This window comes from Dehalococcoidia bacterium (assembly GCA_028711995.1).
Lineage (GTDB): Bacteria > Chloroflexota > Dehalococcoidia > SZUA-161 > SpSt-899 > JAQTRE01.
The window spans coordinates 1-10,648 of sequence record JAQTRE010000098.1 but is presented as its reverse complement, the minus strand read 5'-3'; the positions used below and the strand labels follow the sequence as shown (position 1 = coordinate 10,648).

Sequence of the window (10,648 nt, the reverse complement as noted above, 5' to 3'; positions counted from 1 at the left end):
AGTAGATGCCTCCCTTCTTCCTCTTGGCCTGCCCGCATCTCTTCAGATATATGGGCAAATTATAACAACATTGCCGGAAGTCGTTTTTGGTACTACAATCGTGTTTTCAAGCAGAGCCAACTTCACATGACGATCCCGTCTCAGGTTTGCCGAATCTGACAAAATTCGTCAAAAACCATTTTGGAGCTTAAACTGCGGAAGTTGGGCTAGATCAAAAGCATGGAGATGACTGGATTCCACCCTACCCAAAAAGTGGGAGATTGGGAAATTTTGAGGGGCTTTGCCAATGATCGATGAGAGTAAGGCTCTGGTGAAATTGGGCGAAATATTGCCCAAAACGCCGAATAGAGAAATCCCTGGCAGACCGGTGGGTCAATGTTCGTGACGATTCACAGCGCGCTAAACCAACTTGGCCCCGTGGACATTTGCGGTGCGGCGTCGGTAGCGTTCTTGGTCAGCTTCAAACCACTTCTGGGTTTTTGCTAACATTTTGCTAACGGATGTCGTCACAGGGGTCAAATCTTGCGGGGACCAACAGGGATCATTGGAGGCTGAGGAGGCAGTCACTAACACACATTAAACTAGGTCAACAGACCACTGTACGCTTTTCGAGAGCGGCACCATAGTCCACTCGGTCACCCCTCCCCAGCGGCGATTATACCATTCAGAGTGGCCATTGACAACTCGGAAGGGGATGCCTTATCATTCTAAATGAAAATCATTTTCATCTACGGATTCGGAATGGGGCCCAAAGATAAAAAACTCGCTTCCATCCTCAGCCAGCACGGCTACAAACTTACCAGCCAGCGATTAGCTGTTCTCGACGTAATTGCCAACGCACAGGAACACCTTACTCCCGCTGCCGTGCACCAGAAAGTAAGACAGGATCATCCCGAAATCGGGCTGGTGACTGTTTACCGAACGCTGGAGATGCTTTCCGAGCTTGGCCTTATCTGCAAGGTGCACCGTCCAGGCAAGTCAAGCAGCTATACGCTGGCGCCGGCAGGGCATCACCATCACTTGGTCTGCTCTCAGTGTGGTGCAGTAGCTGATTTCACCGAGTGCAATCTGGGGGAACTGCAGCAACGGCTCGCCCAGGATACCGGATTCGAGATCGAAGGGCACCTGCTTCAGTTCGTCGGAATATGCAAGAACTGCCGGAGGCAGAGCTAGGAGTCAATAATGAAAAGACCACGACTGATTTTGCCGGTTGTTATTCTGCTGGTAATTGCGGCGGCGGTTTCCGTATCAGCATGCGGAGAGAAATCGGCAAACGATGGCCGGATAGGGATGATCGTCAGCGTATTGCCGCAAGCCGAGTTCGCGGAGACTGTCGGCGGAGACAAGGTGAACGTCACTGTAATGGTGCCTCCGGGAGCCGATCCGCACACCTACGAACTTACGCCGAGCCAGATGAGAAAGGTGTCCAAGGCCAGACTCTACGCCAAGGTTGGCTCGGGTGTGGAGTTCGAGCTGGCATGGTTGAACAAACTCATCGCCCAGAACCGGAACATGGGAGTTATCGATTGCTCTGAAGGAATTGTTCTTGCCGAAGGGATCGGAGAGGATGAACATGACGATGGGATTGACCCACATATTTGGATGTCGCCGGTAAACGCCAAAATCATGGTTCAAAACATCTGCGCCGGACTGGTGGAAATCGACCCGGCAAACCAGACTTACTATGAGGCAAACCGCGATGCGTATCTCCAGAAGCTGACGCAGCTCGATCAGGAGATCCGGGAGGGGCTATCGGGAGTGACGAACCGGATATTCATGGTGTATCATCCCGCTTTCGGATATTTTGCCAGCGAGTACAATCTGACCATGCTTCCCATCCAGAAAGAGGGGAAGGAACCGACGGCATCCGGTCTTGCCAGTCTGATCGATCAGGCAAAAGAATATAACATCCGTGTCATCTTTGCGGAGACCCAGTTCAATCCCCAGAGCGCCAAAGTCATCGCCAAGGAAATCGGCGGGAAGGTGATAATGGTCGATCCCCTGGCCAGAGATTACATTGTGAACATGCAAACCCTGGCTGATGAAATGATTCAGGCCATGAATTGAGGAATCCTGCACCATTTGAAAAGCAAATGATGGGCAACGAGATCGTCAAACTCGACAACATAGGGGTACAGTACAATGACGTTCCTGTGCTGGAGGGAATTTCCTTCTCCATCGAGCGGAATGATTTCCTCGGCATCATCGGGCCGAATGGCGGCGGGAAGACCACGCTGCTGAGGGTGATCCTTGGTTTGGCCAAGCCCACTCACGGGACGATCACCGCATTCGGGCAACCTCCGCAAAAGAGCCGCTCCCGAATCGGATATGTCCCCCAGCACAATCTGTTCGACCGGGAATTTCCTATCAACGTCTGGGATGTGGTGTTGATGGGCCGGTTCGCCAATGTGGGCCTTTTCAAGAGGTATGGCGAGGCAGACAGGCTCAAGGCGGAACAAGCCTTGCGGGAAGTGAACATGCTGGAATACCGCAACCGGCAAATCGGGAAGCTCTCCGGCGGAGAACAGCAGAGAGTCTTCATTGCCCGCGCTCTGGTAACTGATCCTGAGATGCTGCTTCTGGATGAACCCACGGCCAGCGTCGATGCGACGCATCAGACCGAGTTCTATGAGATTCTGGAAAAACTGAAGCGAAAAATGGCAATCGTTCTGGTCTCCCACGATATCAGCGCCGTATCGATCTATGTCGATAAGATTGCCTGCCTCAACCGGCAGTTGTTCCATCACGGGTCTCCGGAAATCGAGGCGTCTGTTCTGGAAGCTACCTACAAGTGCCCGGTGCAGATGATCGCCCACGGAGAAATACCCCATCGGGTGTTGAAAGAGCACTAAAATGATCGATGCACTTCAATACGACTTCATGCAGAATGCCGTGCTGGCGGGACTGCTGGCTTCTGTGGCCTGCGGGATCATCGGGACTTACGTTATTGTCAAGCGGATCGTCTTCATCAGCGAGGGCATTGCCCATGCCTCTTTCGGCGGCATCGGCCTGGGATACTGGCTGGGCTTCAGCCCGGTTACCGGAGCCTTGATCTTTGCCGTGGGCTCCGCTCTGGGGATCGGCATGATCACCCGGAAGACGCGGCTGGCCGAAGACACTGCCATCGGCATACTGCTGACAATGGGCATGGCGCTGGGGGTCATGTTTATCGGACTGGCTCCGGGTTATGCGCCGGACCTTTTCAGCTATCTTTTCGGCAACATCCTGACAGTCCCCGACTCCGATTTGATCCTGATGCTGGCGCTGGATGTGATTATCGTCGGAATCGTCGCCGCCCTCTATAAGGAATTTCTGGCGGTCACGTTCGATGAGGAGTTCGGCACGGTGATCGGCATACCGGTAAACATCTTGTATCTTCTGCTGCTATGCATGATCGCGCTGACCGTGGTTCTCCTGATCCGTGTGGTCGGCATCATCCTCGTGGTGGCGTTGTTGACCATCCCCACAGCCCTGGCAAGGCAATTCACACACAATCTCTTCAAAATGATGCTGCTCTCCGTCTTTTTCGGGATGGTTTTCACCTTCGGCGGACTGTGGCTCTCCTACGAGTTCGATGTCGCTTCCGGGGCCACCATTATCCTCCTCGGTGGAACGGTGCTTTTTGCCAACTTCGGGGTCTCAAAGTTGCTCAGCCTGCGAAGATGAACTATAATAGCCGCAACCAACACGTGCGGAGGAAGAGTGAGGAAGGCCCGAATCCTGGTGGTGGAAGACGAAACCAGCCTGCTGGAGGCCATTGCCTATAACCTGGTCAAGGAAGGTTATGAGGCCCTCACAGCTGCCGATGGCCTGGTGGCGCTGGAATTGGCTCGTACCCAATCCCCCGATATCATATTGCTGGATATCATGCTCCCCGGTCTGGACGGACTGGAGCTCTGCCGGATTCTCCGCAAGGATATGACCGTTCCCATACTGATGCTCACCGCCAGAGCCGACGAGGTGGACAAGCTGGTGGGCCTGGAGATGGGGGCCGACGATTATATGACCAAGCCCTTCAGCATGAGAGAATTGCTGGCTCGAATCAAGGCCATGCTGCGCCGCATGGAAATGATGCAGCCGCAGTCAATCAAGGAAGAAAACATCCTGCAAGCCGCCGATCTGACCATCGATTTCTCCCGCCATGAAGTCAGCGTGAACGGAAAAGCCGTTTCACTCAAGCCCAAGGAGTTCGATTTGCTGGCCTTCCTGGTGAAGCATCGAGGACAGGTATTTTCCCGCGATCACCTGCTGGAAAAGGTCTGGGGTTATGATTATGCCGGCGATACCCGCACGGTGGACGTGCACATCCGCTGGCTGAGGGAACGCACCGAAACGGACCCGGCGCACCCAAACCACCTCTTGACTGTTCGAGGGGTAGGCTATAAGTTCGAGGGCTGAACATGTTTGGCAGCATCCGGTGGCGAACTGCTCTGGCTTTTACCGTGCTCATCCTGATTTGCATTACCGGGCTGAGCTCCTATCTGGCGCACTTCTTCGGAGAAAACTACAAGGACAATCTCAGAGACCAGCTTGCCAGTCAGGCGATTCTGGTGAAAGATAGCGCGTCCCTCGACTTCACCAATGGCAACGCAGCCGATCTGGATACCCTGGCCAAGCGGTTGGGAAAGCAGATCGATGCCCGCATTACCATCATTGCCAAAGACGGAACGGTGCTGGGGGATTCGCTGGATGATCCGACAGTGATGGAAAACCACCGCAACCGACCGGAGCTTATACAGGCACTGGCTGAAGGCAAAGGGAGCAGCATTCGCCACAGCACAACCCTGGGCTACGACATGATGTACGTGGCTGTACCGGTGATAATCAACGGAGAGACTGTGGGAGTTGCCCGGGTGGCGTTGCCACTAAATGAAATCGACAGATCCTTGGATCACATCAACCGGACGATTATCTGGGGCAGCCTGATCGCCGCCGTTGCGAGCATCCTGCTGGCATTGCAACTATCGAAAATAACCATCGATCCGGTGAAAAAGCTGACCCACATGGCGGGCAAGATGGCCGAGGGTGAATTCGAACAGGAACTTCCCATCACCTCAAGCGATGAGGTCGGTGAGTTGGCCAAGGCATTCAACCACATGGCGGCTCGAATCAAGGAAATGGTCGGCCTTCTAACCGCCGAGAGAGACCGAATGGCGCTGATCCTTTCGAACATGGGGGACGGCATTTTCCTCGTAAACTGTGAAAGCCGGATATCCATTATCAACCAGGCTGCTCAGGAGATGCTCCGGATAACGGAAGAAGGAGTCCTGGGGCGCTCTTTCATCGAGGCGGTCCGCGACTATGAGTTGAACGATCTCCTCCAGCGCTGCCTCAAATCCGGGAAGCAGCAGACCGGCATGGTGGAAATCTCTCAGAGGAAGCAGTTCATTGGAGCGATTGCCACTCCGCTTCCGGATAAAGGCGGCTGTCTCCTGTTGCTCCATGACCTCACCGAAATCCGGCGTCTGGAGGCAGTGCGCCGCGATTTTGTGGCCAATGTCTCTCACGAACTGCGCACGCCGATTGCCTCCCTCAAGGCCCTCAATGAAACCCTGCAGGACGGGGCAATCGATGATCCTGCCGTGGCCAAAGATTTTCTGGCCAGGATGAACACCGAGGTGGATCGGCTGGCTCAGATGGTGCAAGAACTGGGAGAGTTATCACGGATCGAGAGCGGCCAGATGCAGATTCAAAAGAGGCCTTTCGATATCGCCGAAGTGACCAGAAGTGCGGCGGCAAGGATGGAAACCCCGGCGGTTCGGGCGGGACTCACCCTGAGTGCTGACATAGCCCCTAATTTGCCTCAGGCGTTGGGAGACAGGGATAGAATAGAGCAGGTGCTGATCAACCTGCTCCACAATGCCATTAAATTCACTCCCCCTGGCGGCAGGATCGATATCTCTGCCCGGTCCGAAGGCAATGATATCATGGTCTCGGTGTCCGATACCGGAGCGGGTATTTCCACCCAGGACCTGCCCCGTATCTTTGAGCGTTTCTACAAGGTGGATAAGGCCAGAAGCGGCGGCGGCACCGGCCTCGGCCTGGCCATCGCCAAGCACATCATCCAGGCCCACGGCGGCGAGATCTGGGCTCAGAGCGCAGAAGGCAAGGGTTCAATTTTCAGCTTCCGTTTACCCCAGGCAAGCCATCTCTAACGCCCCCTGCGGCAAAGCCGCTTTCTCCTTTTTCTCGCCCCTTCGCCAAGCCTGTCCTGAGTCAAGCCGAAGGGCTCAGGGCGAACGGGGAGAAGTGTTCCGTTCGTGGTGAGCCTGTCGAACCATGAACTCACAATGCAACGCTCTTCTTTTTTGTAAGCAAGTACTGACATTAATCCGCAAATCGCCTATATTCCTCCCCAAAATTTAACATTCCCTTAACAATTCCTTAAACCTCCGTTAAACTCCGCGTGTTACCCTGAAGTTGGATGAAAAGGGTCTTATTTATCTGCGTTCGCAACTCCGGGAGAAGTCAAATGGGGGAAGCCTTCTTCAACCGGATGGCTAAAGGAAAAGCCTTCGCCGTCTCCGCCGGTACCCAACCGGCATCTGATATCGATCCCACGGTGAGAGAAGCTATGGCAGAGGTGGGAATCCATATGAGAGGCCAAAAGCCTAAGATATTGACTCCGGGGTTTTTCGACCATGCAGACCGGGTGGTGACCATGGGGTGTGGCGTCGAGGACACTTGTCCGGCCTCTTTCGTCCCTGCCGAAGATTGGGGACTAGAAGACCCCTCCGGGCAACCGCTGGAGAAGGTCCGTCAGATAAGGGATCAGATCAAGGCCAGGGTCGAGCAACTGGTCAGTGAAATCAATCAAACAGAAGAGAACCGCGCGGTTATTTCTTAAGCAAAAAAGGAATATAGGAGATTATATGCACAAAAGACACTATTTGGCTGTGTTAGCGGGTGTGATACTGATCACCGTCATGGCAACGCTTCTGGTGGCCTGCAGCAGCAGTGATGACAACAAAACATCAACGTCCACGGGGACTCAATCTACGGTGTCCGGCAACATCAATATCAAAGGTTCCGACACCATGGTCAACCTGGGAGCCCGCTGGGCTGAGGGCTTCATGGATGAGCATTCCAAAGTCTCCATCTCCGTCACCGGGGGCGGCTCCGGCACCGGCATCGCTGCCCTGATCAACAAGACCACCGATATCTGCCAGGCCTCCCGCTCGATGACTGCCCAGGAAACCGCCAATGCCCAGAAGAACGGCGTCAATCCGGTGGAATTCATCGTGGCGCTGGATGGCCTCTCAGTGGTGGTCAACCCGTCCAATGCGGTCAACGAGCTGAACTTCCAACAGCTCTCCGATATCTACACCGGCAAGATCACCAACTGGAAGGACGTGGGTGGCAAGGATGCCTCCATTCTGGTCCTCTCCAGGGACACCAACTCCGGAACTCATGTGTTCTTCAAAGAGCACGTGGTTCAGATGGCCGGAATGCCCACCGCCGATAAGAAGCTGGAGTACGGTTCCAAGGTGCTGATGATGGCCTCCTCCAAGACCGGCATCGAAGAGGTCTCCAGCAACTCCAATGCCATCTTCTATGTTGGCCTGGGGTACGTCACCGACAAAGTGAAAGGGCTCGCTATCAAGAAGATAGAGACCGATGTTGCCGTTTCCGCCAGCGTTCAGACTGTCAAGGACGGCAGCTATCCCGTGGCCCGTCCACTCTTCTTCTACACCAACGGCCAGCCTCAGGGGGCGACCAAGGCATTTGTAGACTGGGCGATGGGAGCCGAGGGGCAGAAGATCGTATCTGAACTGGACTTTGTGACCATAAACTGATTCGATGAAACCTTCTTTTCGCCGATCACAAGAGAAGATCGAGGCTGGCGCCGGGGTTACGCCCCTGGCTGCCGGCCTCAGGCGCCGCCACCGGCCCGGCGAGCGGCTCGTTGAGTGGTTCATCGCCTTCAACGGATTGCTAGCGGTGGCTATCCTCGTCGGCATTTTTGCTTTCCTGCTCAAGGAAGGCCTCCCCTTCTTCGCCGACGTCAACCCCTGGAAGTTCATCACCGGCACAAAGTGGTATCCGGTGTCGGACCCGCCCACCTTCGGGCTGATGCCGTCGCTGGTATCCACGCTGTGGGTGACCTTGATCGCCGCGGCTGTGGCAGTGCCCATAGGCATAGCCTGCGCTGCCTATCTCTCCGAAGTGGCCCCTCAATGGCTCCGCGAAATAGCCAAACCGGTCATCGAACTGCTGGCCGGCATTCCTTCGGTGGTCATCGGCTTTATCGGGCTGATGGTGCTGGCGCCTTTCATCAAGGATTTTCTCAACCTGAATACTGGACTTGTAGGGGTCACGGCCGGAATTATGTTGGCAGTAATGAGCTTGCCCCTGATTATCAGCATCTCGGAGGACGCGATGGCAGCAGTCCCCGATGAATACCGCAAGGCCTCTTACGCCCTCGGGTCCACCAGATGGCAGACCATCCGGCATGTCATCATCCCTTCGGCTCTTTCCGGAATCAGCGCCGCTGTCATGCTTGGGATCGGCCGGGCGATCGGCGAGACGATGACGGTGCTCATGGTGGCCGGAGGGGCACTTTCCGTTCCAGGGTCTCCCCTGGAACCTATGCGACCGATGACCGCCACCATCGCTGCCGAGATCAACAATTCCGTCCAGGGCGGGTTGCAGTATCACGCCCTCTTTGCCATAGGGATGGTGCTTTTCATTCTGACGTTCATGATCAACCTGATCGCCGACCTGGTGCTGGAAAGACAGCGGAGGAAATTCTCCCGATGACGGCTATTCGCAAACTGTTATCCGGTTCTTCCCGCCTTCTTCAGGAGCGGTTGGCCTTTGCCCTGCTTGCCCTGAGCACGCTCTTGGTGCTTGCCGTAGCGGGATACATCATCCTGCATATCGTCATCAGCGGATCAGGGATGATCAGCTGGCATTTCCTGAGTGAAATGCCCCGCAAGAGCGGCCTCGAAGGCGGCATCTGGCCGGCCATACTGGGAACGCTGTTTCTGATGCTGGGCACCCTCATTTTTGCCCTGCCGGTAGGAGTCATGGCCGCCATTTATCTCTCGGAATACGCTCCGCAGAACTGGCTCACCCGGGTGATCAATCTGAGCATTGCCAATCTGGCCGGGGTCCCCTCTATCGTCTTCGGGCTTTTCGGCCTGGGGATTTTTGCCCTGGGCCTGAGTTTTGGCACCTCGCTACTGGCGGCCAGCCTCACTCTGGCCTGCCAGGCTCTGGCAATGGTGATCACTTCTTCCCGGGAAGCGCTGATCGCCGTGCCGAAAGACTATCGCGAGGCCAGCCTGGCTCTGGGAGTTACCAAGCTGCAAACAATCAGAGAGGTGGTCGTACCTCAGGCTTTGCCGGGAATCATCACCGGGATGTTGCTGTCCCTGTCCCGCGCCGCCGGTGAAACGGCTCCGATTCTCATGGTGGGCGCCACCTTCTTCCAGACATGGCTGCCGCGTTCGCCGATGGATCAGTTCTCCGCCCTGCCCTATCATCTCTACGTCACCTCCACCCAGGTGCCGGACATGCCTCAGAAAACCATGTGGGGCATAGCCCTGGTACTCCTCATGGTGGTTTTATTTTTCAACAGCGCCGCGATCTATATCCGTTGGAGAGTCCGGCGCGGGAGAGAGCGATGATTGAGAAGTCTTTGAACATAGACTTGAGTCCACGCCGCACAATTGCCGACGACACATCTCCCTCGAAGATCAAGTTGCGGACCAAGGAAGCAAACTTGTACTATGGACGTTTCCAGGCCTTGCGAAACATAAACATAGGTATTTCCGAGTCTTCCATTACAGCCATCATCGGCCCTTCGGGGTGTGGCAAGTCTTCTCTGCTGCGCCTTTTCAATCGCATGAACGATCTTGTCCGCGATGCCCGGGTGGAAGGGAAAGTGGAGCTGGAGGATGTTTCCATATACGAAAACAACATCGACGTGGTGGAGCTGCGCAAAAGGGTGGGCATGGTTTTCCAAAAACCCAATCCCTTTCCCATGTCGGTATTCGACAACGTGGCATTCGGACCGCGCCGTCACGGCCGGACTTACAAAGCGCTATTGTCTAGCATTGTGGAGAACAGCCTGCGCCAGGCCGCGCTGTGGGATGAAGTCAAGGACAAACTGGATCAATCGGGGCTGGCCCTTTCCGGGGGTCAGCAGCAGCGATTGTGCATTGCCCGAGTGTTGGCAGTAGAACCCGAGGTGATCTTGATGGACGAACCGTGTAGCGCCCTCGATCCGATCGCCACCCTGAAAATCGAGGATCTGATGCAGCAACTGGCCCGGCGGTATACCATCGTCATTGTCACTCACAACATGCAGCAGGCGGCCCGTGTATCCAATATGACCGCCTTCATGATGATGGAAGAGGATCGGGCCGGGGCGCTGGTGGAATACGGCCCCACCGAGCAGTTGTTCACTAATCCCAAAGACAAACGCACGGAAGACTACATTACCGGCCGATTCGGGTGATGCGAGGTGAAGGATTCCTCCTTCCGGGAGTTTGGGGGTGTCCCCCAAATTATCTACTCTTCCCCCAAAGAGTTGGGGGATACAGGATGCAATTGCAGGAAATGAGGCTCCCTTCAACCTGGCAATAGTCCTGCATGCAGTGATGCCCAAGAAGAGAAAACAGTGAAGGTTACTTCAAGACCT

At 55.2% G+C, this 10,648-nt stretch carries 11 protein-coding genes; all 11 read left to right on the top strand.

Going from position 1 to position 10,648, the window contains the following annotated elements; translation table 11 throughout:
- Positions 1-711 precede the first annotated feature (711 nt).
- The gene (locus tag PHV74_11865; protein ID MDD5095057.1) at positions 712-1,173 is read left to right on the top strand and encodes a Fur family transcriptional regulator; all 462 of its coding nucleotides are present in this window, start codon (positions 712-714) and stop codon (positions 1,171-1,173) included.
- Between the two features lie 9 nt (positions 1,174-1,182).
- Complete coding sequence (locus PHV74_11860; protein ID MDD5095056.1) at positions 1,183-2,067, top strand: zinc ABC transporter substrate-binding protein; 885 nt, start codon at positions 1,183-1,185, stop codon at positions 2,065-2,067.
- Positions 2,068-2,096: 29 nt separating this feature from the next.
- Entirely contained in the window at positions 2,097-2,852 is a 756-nt protein-coding gene (locus tag PHV74_11855; GenBank protein ID MDD5095055.1) for an ABC transporter ATP-binding protein, read from the top strand.
- A gap of 1 nt (position 2,853) precedes the next feature.
- The gene (locus PHV74_11850) at positions 2,854-3,666 is read left to right on the top strand and encodes a metal ABC transporter permease (protein MDD5095054.1); all 813 of its coding nucleotides are present in this window, start codon (positions 2,854-2,856) and stop codon (positions 3,664-3,666) included.
- A 36-nt stretch (positions 3,667-3,702) separates the two neighbouring features.
- Positions 3,703-4,398 (top strand): response regulator transcription factor, encoded by a 696-nt coding sequence (locus tag PHV74_11845; GenBank protein ID MDD5095053.1) that lies wholly within the window; start codon positions 3,703-3,705, stop codon positions 4,396-4,398.
- 2 nt (positions 4,399-4,400) lie between these two features.
- Positions 4,401-6,155 (top strand): ATP-binding protein, encoded by a 1,755-nt coding sequence (locus tag PHV74_11840; protein MDD5095052.1) that lies wholly within the window; start codon positions 4,401-4,403, stop codon positions 6,153-6,155.
- A 269-nt stretch (positions 6,156-6,424) separates the two neighbouring features.
- Positions 6,425-6,847, top strand: coding sequence for an arsenate reductase ArsC (locus tag PHV74_11835; GenBank protein ID MDD5095051.1), 423 nt, complete (start codon positions 6,425-6,427; stop codon positions 6,845-6,847).
- 25 nt (positions 6,848-6,872) lie between these two features.
- Complete coding sequence (locus PHV74_11830; GenBank protein MDD5095050.1) at positions 6,873-7,796, top strand: phosphate ABC transporter substrate-binding protein; 924 nt, start codon at positions 6,873-6,875, stop codon at positions 7,794-7,796.
- Between the two features lie 4 nt (positions 7,797-7,800).
- Positions 7,801-8,760: a phosphate ABC transporter permease subunit PstC gene (gene pstC, locus PHV74_11825; protein ID MDD5095049.1), complete on the top strand. Its 960-nt coding sequence runs from the start codon at positions 7,801-7,803 to the stop codon at positions 8,758-8,760.
- Positions 8,757-9,632 (top strand): phosphate ABC transporter permease PstA, encoded by an 876-nt coding sequence (gene pstA / locus PHV74_11820; GenBank protein MDD5095048.1) that lies wholly within the window; start codon positions 8,757-8,759, stop codon positions 9,630-9,632. The genes pstC and pstA overlap by 4 nt, the downstream gene beginning before the upstream one ends.
- Complete coding sequence (gene pstB / locus PHV74_11815) at positions 9,632-10,465, top strand: phosphate ABC transporter ATP-binding protein PstB (protein ID MDD5095047.1); 834 nt, start codon at positions 9,632-9,634, stop codon at positions 10,463-10,465. The genes pstA and pstB overlap by 1 nt, the downstream gene beginning before the upstream one ends.
- Positions 10,466-10,648: the final 183 nt, after the last annotated feature.

What these genes read in the sequence shown, in the direction of transcription:
- PHV74_11830 (MDD5095050.1), top strand. Translation starts at nt 6,873, where the DNA reads ATGCACAAAAGACACTATTTGGCTGTGTTAGCGGGTGTGATACTGATC.
- PHV74_11860 (MDD5095056.1), top strand. Translation starts at nt 1,183, where the DNA reads ATGAAAAGACCACGACTGATTTTGCCGGTTGTTATTCTGCTGGTAATT.
- PHV74_11835 (MDD5095051.1), top strand. Translation starts at nt 6,425, where the DNA reads ATGAAAAGGGTCTTATTTATCTGCGTTCGCAACTCCGGGAGAAGTCAA.
- PHV74_11865 (MDD5095057.1), top strand. Translation starts at nt 712, where the DNA reads ATGAAAATCATTTTCATCTACGGATTCGGAATGGGGCCCAAAGATAAA.
- PHV74_11850 (MDD5095054.1), top strand. Translation starts at nt 2,854, where the DNA reads ATGATCGATGCACTTCAATACGACTTCATGCAGAATGCCGTGCTGGCG.
- pstC (MDD5095049.1), top strand. Translation starts at nt 7,801, where the DNA reads ATGAAACCTTCTTTTCGCCGATCACAAGAGAAGATCGAGGCTGGCGCC.
- PHV74_11840 (MDD5095052.1), top strand. Translation starts at nt 4,401, where the DNA reads ATGTTTGGCAGCATCCGGTGGCGAACTGCTCTGGCTTTTACCGTGCTC.
- pstA (MDD5095048.1), top strand. Translation starts at nt 8,757, where the DNA reads ATGACGGCTATTCGCAAACTGTTATCCGGTTCTTCCCGCCTTCTTCAG.
- PHV74_11855 (MDD5095055.1), top strand. Translation starts at nt 2,097, where the DNA reads ATGGGCAACGAGATCGTCAAACTCGACAACATAGGGGTACAGTACAAT.